We start from the raw sequence: 14974 nt of genomic DNA on the forward strand, positions 1-14974 counted from the left end.
GTGCGCACGGTGTATTTTACAAAAAGATGATGAGCTTTTATGAGATGTACAATGATTTCTTAAAGTATTCTTATTTTAATAAGATATTGATTTTTATTATTAATTTTTAATTATTTTAGGTGTTGAAAATATGAACGAATGAAAACGAGTGATTTGTAAGTGTGCGCAAGCATCTAAAAATATTGGAGTGCGTACCATTTTGCGCACAGTTTTGCGCACGATATATCTTCGTAAAGCCTGTAGGAATTTAACGGATATAGTCGTTTTTCAAAAGGTTGTATTTTATTAAACATTTGATTTTTAATAATAAATCTTATTTTTGTTTTAATGATAATCTTGTTGAAAATATGATAATCAGTGTGCGCACTTGTACCTAAAAATGTCTAGCTGCGTACGGTCTGCGCACGCTTCATTCTATGAATGAACTTGGCGCAAAACGTCTTGTTTTTATAAAAGGTTTGTACTCTTGAATCAAGATATTTAGGGGCGAACCAATGTGAACTTTGAATCAATTTATAGGTAATATAACTTAAAAAAAAGGAACAAATATGGCAAAGTAGCGTCATCTTAAAATAATGATTTTTGGTTGATTTTTAATATGACCCAAGTACAACTGCAACAATTACAAAAACAACTTTGGAATATTGCCAATACTTTGCGCGGCACCATGGGCGCCGATGAATTCCGTGATTACATTCTGGGTTTTATTTTCTTTAAATATTTATCGGAAAAGTCGGTGAACTTTGCCAACGAATTGCTCGATGGCGAAGACCTCAGCTTTTTAGAATTAGATGAAAATAATCCTGAGCATGTGCCGTACATCGAAGAAATTAAAAAGAATGCCATTGCCGAAGTCGGTTATGCGCTCACACCAAAACAACTATTCCATACCTTAGCCGAGCGTGGTCGTCAGGGCGAATTTATTCTAGATGATTTAACTGCGACCTTAAAATCGATTGAACAAAGCACTTTAGGTACCGACTCTGCCGATGACTTTGCCAACCTGTTTGAAGATTTGGATCTAAACTCGACCAAGCTTGGCAATAATGCTAGTGACCGTAATGCACTGGTGGCGAAAGTCCTGAGTCATTTAGATGACATTGATTTTGATATTAGTAATACCGAAGCCGATGTACTGGGTGATGCCTACGAATACCTGATTGGCGAATTTGCCTCAGGCGCGGGCAAAAAAGCGGGGGAATTCTATACCCCGCAAACAGTATCGACTTTACTGGCGAAGATTGTCACCCAAGGCAAAGACCGTTTACGTTCAGTCTATGATCCGACTTGTGGTTCGGGTTCGTTGCTGCTGCGGGTCAAACGTGAAGTCAAAGATGTCGATATGATTTACGGTCAGGAAATGAACCGTACTACCTACAACTTGGCACGCATGAACATGATTCTGCATGATGTGCATTTTGCCAAGTTCGACATCAAGCAGGAAAATACTTTAACCCGTCCGCAGCATTTAGATAAAAAATTTGATGCGGTGGTGGCGAATCCGCCATTTTCCGCAAAATGGTCTGCCGATCCGTTATTTTTACAAGATGAACGCTTTGCCGCTTATGGCAAATTGGCACCAAGTTCTAAAGCCGATATGGCTTTTGTACAGCACATGCTGTATCAACTGGATGACAATGGCACCATGGCAGTGGTGTTACCGCATGGGGTATTGTTCCGTGGTTCGAGTGAGGGCGTGATTCGCCAGTATTTGATTGAGCAGATGAACGTGGTGGATGCCATTATTGGTTTACCCGCCAATATTTTCTATGGCACTTCAATTCCGACCTGTATTTTGGTGTTGAAGAAAAACCGTGAGCATAGCGGCAATATTTTGTTTATTGATGCCAGCAATGATTTTGAAAAGCAGAAGAACCAAAACAAGTTATTGCCTGAGCATTTGGATAAGATTGTTGCGGCATTTGAACAGCGTGAAAATATTGAAAAATATGCGCATGTCGCAACTTTACAAGAAGTGAAAGATAACGATTACAACCTGAATATTCCGCGTTATGTGGATACCTTTGAAGCGGAAGCCGAGATTGATTTAGATGCGATTGCAAAACAGCTTCAAGCTTTGGAAGTAGACAGCCAAAAAACTGATGTTGTGATTGCAGATTTCTGCAAAGAGCTAGATATTGTTTCACCGTTTGCGGAGGTGAAGTAATGGCTGCACCAAAGTTACGTTTTAAAGAGTTTGATGGGGATTGGATAAAATCTAAATTAGGTAGTGAAGCACAATTTTTCCAAGGAGAACAAGTTTCACTAGATGATCAATGTAGTGAATACGCTCATGGGTTAATTAAATTTTTAAGAATTGAGAATTTCACACAAAAATCTAAAGATTTTAGATATATAAGATATACAGGTTCACAAGAGAAGATTCTAGGTGAGCAAGATATTGCTATTGTTAGATACGGTGCAACTGCTGGATTCATCTGTTCAGGTGAAACAGGCGTAATAGCTAATAATCTTTTTAAAGTAAGTGTAGATAACAAAAAAATTAATCAAAAATATTTAGAGTTAGTTTTAAAAACAGAAAAAACATTTAACTACTTTCAAGCAGAAATGTCTGGCGGAGCTATGCCAGCTCTAAATTTTAAAATTGTAGGCAATTTAGATATAACTTATTCCTCAATTCAAGAACAAACCAAAATCGCTTCTTTTCTTTCCGCTGTGGATGAAAAGATCAACCAACTCACGCAAAAACATGAGCTACTGAGCCAATATAAACAAGGCATGATGCAAAAGCTGTTTAGTCAGGAAATTCGTTTTAAAGCGGATGATGGCAGGGAATTTGGGGAGTGGCGAAAAGCAAAAGTAGGCAATATTACAGAAACAATTTTTGGATATCCTTTTGATAGTAAAGAAATGGTTGAAGACAACAATGGTATTCCTTTAATGCGAGGAATTAATATTGGTGAATGTCATATTAGGCATTCATTTGAACTTGATCGGTTTTTTCTCAAAGATACTTCCAAATTAGAAAAGTATTTTGTCAGAGTTAATGACATTGTCCTGAGCATGGATGGTTCCAAAGTAGGACGCAACTCTGCTTTTGTCACAGTAAAAGATGCAGGCTCTTTACTTGTTCAGCGTGTTTGTATTTTGCGTGAAAAAGAAAATACAAATATTCAATATGTTTATCAATGGATCATATCAAAAGAATTTCATAGATATGTAGATCAAGTTAAAACCAGCTCCGGTATTCCTCATATAAGTGGTAAGCAAATTCAAGATTATGAAATCAGTTACCCTTGTTTAGAAGAACAAACCAAAATCGCTAACTTCCTCTTTGCCATTGACCAAAAAATTGAAGTCGTTACACAGCAAATTGAACAGGCCAAGCAGTGGAAAAAAGGCTTGTTACAGCAGATGTTTGTGTAGGGGGAACCGAATGCAACTTTATCAAACCCAAGCACAGACATTACTAGAACTCACCGAAGATCCTTTTCGTTTGGAAAGAGAAATTCAAAGCCTGTTTGAAAGCAATCTTTACAGTTTTACAGGTCTGGAATTCATCAAGTCCGAGTTCACGATCAAGAATAATCGTATAGATACACTGGCTTTCGATCCCGAAAGTCAGGCTTTCGTAATTATAGAATACAAGCGTGAACGCAATTATAGCGTGATTGACCAAGGCGTTTCTTATCTGAATCTGATGCTCGACTATAAGGCCGATTTTATCGTTGAGTACAATGAGAGCCAGAGCAAACAGCTTAAACGTCAGGATGTCGACTGGTCCCAGAGCCGAATCATCTTTGTTTCACCGAGCTTTACTGACTTTCAAAAGCAGTCTACTAATTTTAAAGACTTCAGCATTGAGCTGTGGGAAATCAAACGCTATCAGGGTGGAATTATTTCAGTCAATCCATTGCAGAAAACCAAATCAGCCCCTTCAATTAAGCAAGTGCAAAAGATGGGGTCTGAAGACATTAAAAAAATTGCTAAAGAAATCCAGACATATGATGAAGCTTATCACTTGGCGGATAAGTCTGATGACATTAAAGAGCTATATGAGCAATTCAGGGATTCGATTTTAAATCTAGCACCTGACATAGAAATGAATATTCGAAAAAACTATATTGCCTTTAAATGTAAGAATTCCAATCTTTTATATGTGCATTTTTTCAAAGATTTCATACGTTTTGATATTAGTGAGCAAAAAAAGAAATTAATCGATGATCCTAGAAATTTTTTTAAGGATGTGGTTGATGGAAATTATTGTGCTGTGAAAGTTAAAGATAGTGAAAATTTAGAATATATCTTGAGTTTAATTAAACAAACATTGAAGTGAATAATTTAAGATTTTAGAGGGAAAGGAAATGACAGTACAAAGCGAATACCAACTTGAAAACGAACTGATTAGCCAGCTCAAGCAATTGGGATATGCTGTGGTGACCATCAAGGACGAAAGCCAACTACTGTCTAACCTGAAAACCCAGATTGAACGTGCCAATGGACTAGCGCCACTGTCAGGAACGGAATGGAAGCAGGTCATTAGTTTTTTGAATACCGGAACGGTCTTTGAACGGGCCAAGAACCTACGTGATCTGTTTCCAGTCAAATTTGATGACGGCAGCAGCAAGCACATCTTTTTCCTGTCCGATGATCCAAGCAAAAACATCTATCAGGTGACCAATCAAATCACCATCGACCACCGCGACTATAATGGCAGAACCAGCCGTTTTGATGTGACCTTACTGGTCAATGGTTTGCCTTTGGTACAGATTGAGCTGAAAAAGCGCGGTATGGAAATCGCCGAAGCCTTTAATCAAACGCAACGCTATATTCGTGAAGCGTATTGGGCTGGGCAAGGGCTGTTTGGCTTTATCCAGTTGTTTGTGATTAGTAATGGTGCCAATACCCGTTATTACTCCAACGGCACCACAGGCATCGAGTTTGCCTTTCCATGGGCGGATGTCCATAACAAACACATCAATGAAATTGTCGACTTTGCCGAAGCTTTTTTCAATCAGCAGCATCTGACCCAAATGCTGACTCAGTACATGGTGCTGCTAGAAACCACCAAAAGCCTGATGGTGCTACGTCCCTATCAGATTTATGCGGTACAGAAAATTGTTGAGCATGTGCAAACCTCCAATCAGAACGGCTATATCTGGCACACTACAGGTTCAGGTAAAACCTTGACTTCATTTAAAGCCAGTCAGATCATCATGCAAATGCCCGATGTAGAAAAGGTCTTGTTTGTGGTGGATCGTAACGACCTCGATACGCAAACCTCAAGAGAATTTAATGCTTTTAAAGCCGACAGCGTCGACAGTACCGATAACACGTCTACCTTGGTTAAACAGCTGGATCAACGTCATGACAAACTGATTGTGACCACCATCCAAAAACTCAATCGGGCCATTAGTACCGAGCGTTATTTAGAATCCATTGATTATCTCAAAAATAAAAAAGTGGTATTTATCTTTGATGAATGTCATCGCAGTCAATTTGGTAACACCCATCAGAACATCAAAAAGTTTTTCAGCAATGCACAAATGTTTGGTTTTACCGGTACGCCCATTTTTGAAAAGAACAGCCAAAGCAAAGCAGGTTTAAAACTGACCACAGACTACCTGTTTAATGCGTGTTTGCATAAATACGTGATTGTAGATGCGATCCGTGATCGTAACGTCTTGCAGTTCCAGATTGATTATCGTGGCAAATACACCGCCAAAGGCATGGCGACTAATGACAGTTATGAGGAAGATGTAGAAGGCATCGATACCAAAGAACTGTATGACAACCCGCAACGCCTAGAAATGATTGCCCGCTACATTGTCAATATCCACGATACCAAAACCCGTAATCGTGAATTTACCACAATGTTCTGTGTCAGTTCGGTCGAAACACTGACCCAATATTACGACCTCTTTGAAAAGGTGCAGGCTGAAAAACAAATTGAAGATGAAGCACAAGGTCGGATATTTAAACCGTTGACCATTGCCACCATCTTTTCCTATGCGGCAAATGAGGCTGTATCGACTGATGACTTAAATGGCTTAATTCATGAAGAAGCCGCAGATATTCCAAGTCAGGTCAATTCATCCAGTCGGGATAAGCTGGATCGCTACATTGCAAATTACAATCGACAGTTCAAAACTAACTACAACTCTGGTGATCAATTTTATGCGTACTACCGCGATATCGCACAGCGCGTAAAAAACAGGCAGATTGATATTCTAATCGTGGTCAATATGTTCCTCACGGGCTTTGATTCGAAACCTCTGAATACGTTGTATGTAGATAAAAACCTTAAATATCATGGTCTAATACAGGCTTTTTCACGGACTAACCGTGTCTATAACGATAAAAAACCATTTGGCAATATCATCTGTTTCCGCAATCTGAAACGCGCCACAGATGAAGCACTGGCGCTATTTTCCAATAAAGAAACAACCAAGATTGTACTTGTTCCCAGCTATGCGGAAATCGAACAGGATTACCAAGCAGCGGTGAGCAAATTGTTTGCCTTAACGCCCAATTACCAATCAGTCGATGACCTTGTCACTGAAGAACAGCAACTCGAATTTATTAAGGCCTTCCGTGAAGTGATGCGCTATAACGCGCAATTACAAACTTTTATTGAATACGATCAAGACCAAACACAACTCGATAAGCAGCACTTTGCGAATTTTGCCTCTAAGTATGCAGACCTATGTCGTGCCGTTAGAAAGACCACCAAGAAAGACAAAGTATCGGTACTGGATGATGTCGATTTTCAACTGGATTTACTGCACAGTGACCGCATTAATGTGGGGTATATTATCAACCTCCTACAACTGGTGATTGATACAGATTCAGAGGACAAGCGTCAGAAGTACCAAGCGCAAATTTACGATTTAATCAGTAGCGATATTAGCTTGCACGATAAGCAAGACCTGATTCAAAAATTCATTGAAGAAAACATGCCGAAGATGATCAATGGGCAGAGCGTCCAAACGGCTTTTGCTGCATTCTGGGATGCAGAAAAAGAACAAGCCTATCAGCATCTTTGTAAAGAAGAAAACCTGAAACCAGAAGCGATGAAAACGGTTTTAGATAACTATGAATTCACGAAGCGTTTACCACGGAAGGAAGAACTAAAAGACTTACCAAACTATAAGGTTAAGCTGTTTGAGCGGGAGAGTGTATTTAATCAGTTGTGGGATAGGACGAGAAAATTTATTCAGACTTTTTATACTGGCCTTTGAGTAGATAATGGATATGCAGAATATTGATGCTCAAGTAGATGCCTTACTGACTGATCCAGTGACAGCAAATAAATACCTTTCGTACTTTGATAAAGATATTAAAAAACGATGTATTGAAAAAAGTGAGTTCTTTGCACAAACCTTAATTCATGATGAAGATGCTGAAATTAGACAGTTATGTGCTGTGCATTATGAGTTTTTAGCCTTAAAACTTATCGCAGATGGCGATGCTACTGTTCGTGCGGCATGTGCAGAAAAATGGGAGTCTTGTGCTAAGTATTTATTTGCAGATGATAGCTATGAAGTACGTCAAGCATGTCTAGATTGGGAGTTATGTCATCCTCTGATATTGATGAATGATGCTGAGTGGCAATCAGATATATTACAAACAGTTTCCTTAACGGGAATTGATTCAGATGTACTAGAAGAGAAAGAAAGGGCTAGAGAAATTTTAGAAAATGAAATTGCTACTGATGATAATTTTGCTGATATTTGTGTAGAGTTAGAGAACAAATGGATCAAACAAAAGTGCGCTGAAAGTTGGAGATTATGTGCTTTAAAATTAGTGCATAGTGAAGATGAAGATCTTGTTGAAATAAGTATTCAGCGGCTTTTGGAAGATAATGATTGGTACTGTATAGAGTCAGAGGAATTAGTAAATTTATGTCATATAGATGAACAAATGGCTCTTCAGATTTTAAATCATTATTCAGATGATTGGTGGGTGAAATCAGCTTGTGTTCAACTTTATGAAAGTTGTGCTATTCAGTTAATGACGGATGAAGAAGATGTCATAGCAGAGCATGCTCAATTCGTGATTTTGGAAAGTCAGAACACAGAGCTAAAGTTAAATGCTTTAAAAGAATTAAATAATTACCATACTGCAGCTATCTTGATTCAAGACCGTGATCCAGAAGTTCGTAAGGCATGTATTGCAGTTGATGAAGATTTTGCCAAAGAGCTAGTTACTGATCATGATATGAGTGTTCGATTGGCTTGTTTAGAGGCTATAGATTGTGTAGATGAACTTGTGAATGATCATGAGGTAGAAATTCGCAAAGCTTGTGCTCGATATTATGAGGGTGCTACTCAATTAATAAATGATGAAGATCCAGAAGTTAGAAAAATTTGTGCTGAACATTATCAATGTGCATTAGGTTTGGTAAATGATATTGATAAAGAAGTGAGATCAATAGCGAAGATAACAGTAGAGACCAATAGAAATTTGAATCTTCCTTTTGACTAGCAGAGAGGAAAGTAGGTTTTTAAAAGTATTAAGTAAAAATAAAGTGGATTTTTGAATGAGGATACATATAAGGATACAATTAAATTTTAAATTTAAATTATTTAATAAAAACAATTATTTAATATAAAAACTACATCCTCGCTGAGCGCACCATTTTCCTGTTTTATCCCTTCCGAATTTATCTGAAATCTATTAAAAATAAGTAACTTATGTTGATCTATTGTTTGACGGTGTCCGACGCTGTTTTAGGATTTCGAAGTTTTTTACGGTAATTTTTGCGGTAATCCAACATTTACTGCAGGGACTTACCGTAAAAATGCCAAAATTAGTTTTAAATCTTACAGATACACAAATACGATCGGCTTTAAGTTCACACAAAAAATTATCAGTTAAGGTTCAAATCAAACTTGCAGATGGTAAAGGTTTGTTCTTTATCATTGATAAAAATGGGAACGCATATTGGACATGGGATTATACTCGGCCAATAACTAAAAAACGTAACAGTATATCTTTAGGGACGTATCCAGAAATATCTTTATCAAATGCACGTGCAAAACGAGCTGATTGTAGAGAGTTGCTTGCTCAAAATATTGATCCAGCAATTCAGAAGCAACGTGAAGATGAACTTACGCAATTTCAAAATAATACTTTTAAATTAATAGCAGATGAATACCGCAAGACCGAAGAACTAGAGCCAAGTACTCAACGTCGAAATAATTTTGTCTGGGATAAGTTATATGCAGCGATAGGCGATAAGACAATTACTGATATTACACCGTCTCAAATTTTAGATGTGAATAGCCACCGATTTTGTAGACACCTTTTAGTTAGATAAAATGGCTAATTAACGAGGTGCTTATGAGCAGTAAACGATACCCTGAAGAATTCAAAATTGAAGCAGTAAAGCAAGTTACTGAGAAAGGTCATAGTGTGGCCGAAGTTTCTGCACGTTTAGGAACCACCACCCATAGTCTGTATGCCTGGATTAAACGTTATGATCCTCAACAGCCCAAGATCATAGAATCTAATGATCCAAGTGCGGAATTAGCAAAGTTAAAAAAAGAGCTGCAACGGGTTACTGAGGAAAGGGATATTTTAAAAAAGGCCGCGGTGTACTTCGCAAGCCAGTCCAAATGAGGTACGCCTTTATTCAGGACAATCAGCACATATGGCCTATCCGTCGTTTATGTTCAACTTTAGATGTTCATCACAGTGGTTATTACGCGTGGTTAAAGCAACCCACCAGTAAAACTGCCAAGAAACGGCAACAGCTTTCAGGACTGATTAAACAGTTCTGGCTGGAATCTGGCGGAGTCTACGGCTATCGCAAGATTCACTGTGATTTAAAAGATGTTGGAGAAAGCTGCGGAATTAATCGGGTACATCGACTCATGAAGGCGAATGGTCTCAAATCACAGCGTGGCTATCGTAAACCTAGAGCTCATGCTGGTACTCCAGCTGTTGTTGTCGCAAACACTTTAGACCGCCAATTTAATCCAACGCAGCCGAACCAATTATGGGTAACTGATATGAGAAGCACTGCTTCGCAAGATATCCGTACTCATGAAGGGTGGCTGTATCTTACAGTTGTGATTGACTTGTTTTCACGTCTAGTTGTTGGCTGGTCGATGAAATCCAGAATCACGACAGATCTGGTTTTAGATGCGTTATTAATGGCTTTGTGGCGAAGAAACCCAAAGAACAAAGTCCTGATTCATTCTGACCAAGGCAGCCAATACACCAGTCATGAATGGCAGGCATTTCTCAAACATCATAATCTTGAAAGCAGTATGAGCAGACGAGGAAACTGTCATGATAATGCTGTTGCTGAGAGCTTTTTTCAGCTGTTAAAGCGAGAGAGGATCAAGAAGAAAATATATGCATCAAGAACTGAAGCAAGGTCTGATATCTTTGAATATATTGAGATGTTCTACAATTCAAAACGCAGACATGGTTCCAATGGTCAGCGTTCTCCATTAGATTATGAAAAGGCCCATCAAAAGATGGTTAAGTGTGTCTAGAATTTTGGTGGCTATTCACTATACACATAAAAATTTAGCAATTAAGCCTTTAATAAAGCTCACAGATGACAATGGATGTTTTTTTATCGATAAAAAAGTTTTACCTTTTGGCTCTTTGACTATGCATGTCTTATAAATAAAAAACGGAATAGTCTCTTATTTGGCACCTATCCTGAAATTTTACTTGTTGAAGCATGAAAGAAGCGTGCTGAATACAAAATACTAATTTCACAAAATATTAGACTGCATTGGTATGTGCGTTACGCTGGAATAATTTAACCAATTATTTGCATGAAGCTGATGAACAAATCTGTGCCATCTTACAAATCGAATCTAAAAAAGATTTAGAAAATTTAGATACGATTTTAAAAGTTGAAGGATGTAGATGGTATATTCATTGACCTTGCAGATCTTTCTGCAGTACTTCGACATTGAGGCAATTCTGGATATTCTGAAGTGCAAAAATGATGGTCTCAAGTATTCAAAAATCATGTTGCAGTTAAATCAGCTATCCTTTTTCTGTAGATGAAATGCCTGCAAAGCAAAATTTAGCTTTGGGTACAAAATTCGTTGCTGTTGGTGTAGATAGTAGTTTACCGATTAAATCGGTGACACAATTGCAGTCTAAATTTAGAAAATGGCGTAGCAGCTGCTTAAAGCGCCGTGCCAAGCGACTATTAAGGAGATATAGATGCAACTGAATAATCCAGACTTGCTGAAACAACAAGTATTTATTGATGGTCTTTGGATGGATGCGGCAGATGGCAAAAGCTTTGCGGTGACCAACCCGGCAATAGGCGAAACCATTGCCCACGTGCCAAGTGTCTCAACTGCACAAGTGGAGCAAGCTGTACTGGCTGCCGAGACTGCACTGCATTCCTGGAAAAATACCACGGCGAAAGAGCGCTCAGTATTACTGCGTAAATGGTTTGACCTGATTGTGGCCAATCAGGAAGATCTGGCAGTCATTTTAAGCACTGAACAAGGTAAGCCATTAACAGAAAGCCGTGGTGAAATTCTGTATGGTGCGAGCTTTATTGAGTGGTTTGCAGAAGAAGCAAAACGTACCTATGGCGATGTAATTCCACATGACAAAGAGGGTCGCCGTTTAGTTGTAATCAAACAGCCGGTGGGGGTGGTCGCAGCGATTACGCCGTGGAATTTCCCGAATGCCATGATCACGCGTAAGGCGGGGCCAGCACTTGCTGCAGGCTGTACCATTATTATCAAGCCAGCTTCAGAAACACCATTGTCAGCATTGGCTCTGGTTGCACTGGCTGAACAAGCGGGAATTCCGAAAGGGGTAATAAATGTAGTAACAGGTAGTTCACGTGAAATTGGTGGGGTACTGACCACGCACCCGGTTGTGAAAAAATTATCTTTCACAGGTTCAACTCAAGTGGGCAAATTGCTAATGGAACAGTGTGCTTCCACCATGAAAAAAGTCAGCATGGAATTGGGTGGTAATGCACCCTTGATTGTGTTTGAAGATGCCGATCTAGAGAGGGCGGTAAAAGGTGCAATGGCATCGAAATTCCGTAATAGTGGTCAAACCTGTGTATGTAGTAACCGTATTTTGGTACATGCCAATATTCATGATCAGTTCCTGGAAAAATTGGCTGCTGCCGTGCAAAAGTTAAAAGTTGCCCCAGCCTTTGAAGCAGGTGCGGAACAAGGTCCTTTGATTAATGAAAAAGCCGTTGAAAAGATCGAAGAACATATTGCCGATGCTGTCGGTAAAGGCGCAAAAGTTATGGTGGGTGGTAAACGCCATGAATTAGGCCAAACCTTCTTTGAGCCGACTGTATTGTCAGATGTGACATCTGACATGCTGGTGGCTAAAAATGAAACCTTTGCACCGCTTGCACCGGTATTTAAATTCAGTACAGATGAAGAAGCGATCCAAATGGCAAACGATACCGAGTTTGGCTTGGCCTCTTATATCTATACCGAAAGCTTAAGCCGTGCCTGGAAAGTTGGGGAAGCACTAGAATACGGCATGGTCGGTATTAACGAAGGTCTGATTTCGACTGAAGTTGCACCATTTGGTGGGATTAAGGAATCTGGCACAGGACGTGAAGGTTCAAAATACGGTATTGAAGACTATCTGCAAATTAAATATATGTGTATGGGTATTTAAGCCTAAACCATGGCAAATAAGGATCAAGTGATCCTTATTTTTTTAGCTCAAAATTTGGGGGGAATATGAAACAGCTTTCTCAGCTTAAGTTGAAATAAAAAATTCAACATTAATTAAATGATTAATTATAGAAAGAAAAAATCATCCTATATTTTTGATTTAATTTATTTTAAGTATAGAAATATTAATCATACTAGCTCTGAAAATGGCAGATATAAAGCAACAAATATTAGACCCACTTTCAGGTTTTATGTAAATCTAAGCAGCTGATATTAAAACAGCATCTATTTTGCACGAATTTATAAAATATACAATTATAGTTTTATTGAATTGCTGTGTATAAATGTTGAGCAGGGTTGCCTATTTCATTCTCGAGTTTTATATTAAAAATACAGTAGGTCGAGAGACGCTACAAAGTGGTTGGACGGATCAATGACAGCTTGTTGAGTTTGCAACCTTCGGGTTGAAACAAAAAATCAGCACTAGCCTTCCAACATAAAAGCCCGCAGAAATGCGGGCTTTCTTATTTTAATGAGCAAAAATGCTTTGCGAATAGCCCGGGTATAGCAGCATTCACTTTAGATCATTGAGGCTGATCGACATGATTTATTCTAAAAGTTAAGTATTTTCTCCATAGCATATTTAAGGTAGATATCATCTATTTGTTTATAAAAAATTACATTGCTAAGAAATCTAACATCTCTAAATTATGGATAAATAAAACGTATGTTATAAAAAAGACTGATTAAATAAAGATGGCAGAGATTGATATGACTCAACTGATTGAGGTGAAGGTGAAAGACCAATTTAGCAATATTTATGCAGTCCAAGCATTATTACGGGCGATTCCGGAAAATTCGGCCTTACATAAACTGTCATTATTTCAAAAGATTGAACATATCGTTGTGAATGGAGAAATTATTCGTCCAAGTATTGAGTTGCTTTTTGAAAGCCGTATTTCCGACAGTATTTATCGTGTGATTGAATAGTAAAATACTTTATAACAGCTTCGCATATATAATTGAGGAAAGATAAAAACTCACTTATTTCTTATTTAAGAGTAATAAGTAACGGTGAGTTTTTATAATGGGAAAAACCAAGCTTCATAAATATTTTCAAGAAATTAATACGATTAAAAAAGCTCATTGCCGTGAGCTAAAGATCAATGCTTAAATTAAATTTAGCTCTACATCATATTTATTAAATTCTTGCATAACGTTTTCAATCACTTTGATTCCAATGATATCATCACAACTAAAAATTTCATCATGGCCTTGTGTACTGTTATAACAGATGATTTGCTGGATTAACCAACGATTTTCAACTTCTGTTTGTTCAATAATGACCCGAAGCGGTTGCAAGTTTTCGCTAACTTGGCGGGGCAATACACTGGTAATGGCAAGTTGAATATAGGTCAAATCTTCTTGAGGACTTAAAAATGTAAGCACCCAGTTGCCTACCTTTTTTAAGTACATGGGATTGTCTGCTGGATGAAATTCTAAATAATGTAAGGATGTCATCATGAATTCCCCTGAAATATTTACTATATGGGGCTTTTAGCGAATATATGCCATTCAGCTAAGGTCTTATTTAGCATAAAGCAATTGATTGTAGTTTCATCTAGCGATAGTGAAATAAATCCAATCTTATTGTTTTACAAGTATAAAAATGAATATTCCCTAAATGGCTAAGACCTTAAATAAATAATAAAACATAAAAAAACTCTTAAGCTTGTTCAGCTCATCAGTTTCTGTAGAGAAAAATTGATCTGGTTGAGGCATCGGTTTAATTCCTGTGGTGCAATGCGACTTTCCTGTAATGTGGTAATCCATTGCATCTGGCACAGTTTTAAACTGCGTAAATCGGTAGTTTGAAGAATGCGCGTAATCAGCTGTTTGGCCATTAAACCGCAGTGCTGTTGTAACAGTTGCACCATCAGCAGTTTAACTTGCTCAAAGTCCAGTATTTCTGCACTAAGTTGCATTTCATTTTCATGAGATGGTTGCTGTGCACTAAAATCCGTTATTGAAGATTGGGAAATGCTGGGAACAAAGATCTCTTCGGCAGAGTGATCTTTAAGTTGAGTACCTTGGTGGGGAAGTCCGGTTTCAATTTCTGTATTCAGGTTTTTGGGTGCGAGTGTTGCCTGAATCTGCTGTGGAGCGGGACGGCTAATTAAACCCATCTCGAGTAATTGTTCGAGTAATTCCGGTGGTGCGATACGACGCTTGAATTGTTCAGCAAGCAAGTCAAAATCATCGGTACCTATCAGTAATAACAGTCGTCGTTGACGTGCATTCAGATTGAGTGAACGTTGTTTTAAACTTTCAATGCCTAAATCAGTTTTATAATATTGAGTCATGCC

General features: G+C 38.2%; 11 protein-coding genes. 9 read left to right on the forward strand and 2 right to left on the reverse strand.

What is annotated here, in order from left to right; genetic code table 11:
* Nucleotides 1-598 precede the first annotated feature (598 nt).
* From B9T26_RS11675 to B9T26_RS11715, 9 genes are all read left to right on the forward strand, one after another.
* Nucleotides 599-2167, forward strand: a complete 1569-nt coding sequence (locus B9T26_RS11675; protein ID WP_086199859.1) for a type I restriction-modification system subunit M — start codon at nucleotides 599-601, stop codon at nucleotides 2165-2167.
* The gene (locus B9T26_RS11680; protein WP_086199860.1) at nucleotides 2167-3387 is read left to right on the forward strand and encodes a restriction endonuclease subunit S; all 1221 of its coding nucleotides are present in this window, start codon (nucleotides 2167-2169) and stop codon (nucleotides 3385-3387) included. The genes B9T26_RS11675 and B9T26_RS11680 overlap by 1 nt, the downstream gene beginning before the upstream one ends.
* Before the next feature lie 10 nt (nucleotides 3388-3397).
* The gene (locus tag B9T26_RS11685; RefSeq protein WP_086199861.1) at nucleotides 3398-4297 is read left to right on the forward strand and encodes a DUF5655 domain-containing protein; all 900 of its coding nucleotides are present in this window, start codon (nucleotides 3398-3400) and stop codon (nucleotides 4295-4297) included.
* Nucleotides 4298-4325: 28 nt separating this feature from the next.
* Complete coding sequence (locus B9T26_RS11690; protein ID WP_086199862.1) at nucleotides 4326-7202, forward strand: type I restriction endonuclease subunit R; 2877 nt, start codon at nucleotides 4326-4328, stop codon at nucleotides 7200-7202.
* Between the two features lie 7 nt (nucleotides 7203-7209).
* Nucleotides 7210-8448 carry a hypothetical protein gene (locus tag B9T26_RS11695; protein WP_086199863.1) on the forward strand — a complete coding sequence of 413 codons (1239 nt, stop codon included), beginning with the start codon at nucleotides 7210-7212 and terminating at the stop codon, nucleotides 8446-8448.
* Nucleotides 8449-8764: 316 nt separating this feature from the next.
* Nucleotides 8765-9283, forward strand: coding sequence for an integrase arm-type DNA-binding domain-containing protein (locus B9T26_RS11700; protein WP_086199864.1), 519 nt, complete (start codon nucleotides 8765-8767; stop codon nucleotides 9281-9283).
* A gap of 23 nt (nucleotides 9284-9306) precedes the next feature.
* Nucleotides 9307-10469, forward strand: a protein-coding gene (locus B9T26_RS11705) for an IS3 family transposase (RefSeq protein WP_143223019.1) whose coding sequence is annotated in 2 segments (ribosomal slippage) — nucleotides 9307-9553 and nucleotides 9553-10469 — 1164 coding nt in all. Because the reading frame shifts where the segments join, the coding sequence is not laid out codon by codon here.
* 691 nt (nucleotides 10470-11160) lie between these two features.
* Nucleotides 11161-12609: an NAD-dependent succinate-semialdehyde dehydrogenase gene (locus B9T26_RS11710; protein ID WP_086199865.1), complete on the forward strand. Its 1449-nt coding sequence runs from the start codon at nucleotides 11161-11163 to the stop codon at nucleotides 12607-12609.
* Between the two features lie 770 nt (nucleotides 12610-13379).
* Complete coding sequence (locus B9T26_RS11715) at nucleotides 13380-13598, forward strand: hypothetical protein (RefSeq protein ID WP_086199924.1); 219 nt, start codon at nucleotides 13380-13382, stop codon at nucleotides 13596-13598.
* 180 nt (nucleotides 13599-13778) lie between these two features.
* Here B9T26_RS11715 and B9T26_RS11720 read toward each other — a convergent pair whose 3' ends face one another.
* Both B9T26_RS11720 and B9T26_RS11725 read right to left on the reverse strand, forming a co-directional pair.
* Nucleotides 13779-14129 carry a hypothetical protein gene (locus tag B9T26_RS11720; protein ID WP_086199925.1) on the reverse strand — a complete coding sequence of 117 codons (351 nt, stop codon included), beginning with the start codon at nucleotides 14127-14129 and terminating at the stop codon, nucleotides 13779-13781.
* A gap of 215 nt (nucleotides 14130-14344) precedes the next feature.
* On the reverse strand, nucleotides 14345-14971 hold the full coding sequence (locus tag B9T26_RS11725) for a hypothetical protein (RefSeq protein ID WP_086199866.1): 627 nt from the start codon (nucleotides 14969-14971) through the stop codon (nucleotides 14345-14347).
* Nucleotides 14972-14974 lie beyond the last annotated feature (3 nt).

It is taken from the genome of Acinetobacter sp. ANC 4169, assembly GCF_002135355.1.
Taxonomy (GTDB): domain Bacteria; phylum Pseudomonadota; class Gammaproteobacteria; order Pseudomonadales; family Moraxellaceae; genus Acinetobacter.

Coding starts and splice junctions, on each gene's coding strand:
- B9T26_RS11690 (WP_086199862.1), top strand. CDS start 4,326: ATGACAGTACAAAGCGAATACCAACTTGAAAACGAACTGATTAGCCAG.
- B9T26_RS11675 (WP_086199859.1), top strand. CDS start 599: ATGACCCAAGTACAACTGCAACAATTACAAAAACAACTTTGGAATATT.
- B9T26_RS11700 (WP_086199864.1), top strand. CDS start 8,765: ATGCCAAAATTAGTTTTAAATCTTACAGATACACAAATACGATCGGCT.
- B9T26_RS11710 (WP_086199865.1), top strand. CDS start 11,161: ATGCAACTGAATAATCCAGACTTGCTGAAACAACAAGTATTTATTGAT.
- B9T26_RS11695 (WP_086199863.1), top strand. CDS start 7,210: ATGGATATGCAGAATATTGATGCTCAAGTAGATGCCTTACTGACTGAT.
- B9T26_RS11720 (WP_086199925.1), bottom strand. CDS start 14,129: ATGACATCCTTACATTATTTAGAATTTCATCCAGCAGACAATCCCATG.
- B9T26_RS11715 (WP_086199924.1), top strand. CDS start 13,380: ATGACTCAACTGATTGAGGTGAAGGTGAAAGACCAATTTAGCAATATT.
- B9T26_RS11725 (WP_086199866.1), bottom strand. CDS start 14,971: ATGACTCAATATTATAAAACTGATTTAGGCATTGAAAGTTTAAAACAA.
- B9T26_RS11685 (WP_086199861.1), top strand. CDS start 3,398: ATGCAACTTTATCAAACCCAAGCACAGACATTACTAGAACTCACCGAA.
- B9T26_RS11680 (WP_086199860.1), top strand. CDS start 2,167: ATGGCTGCACCAAAGTTACGTTTTAAAGAGTTTGATGGGGATTGGATA.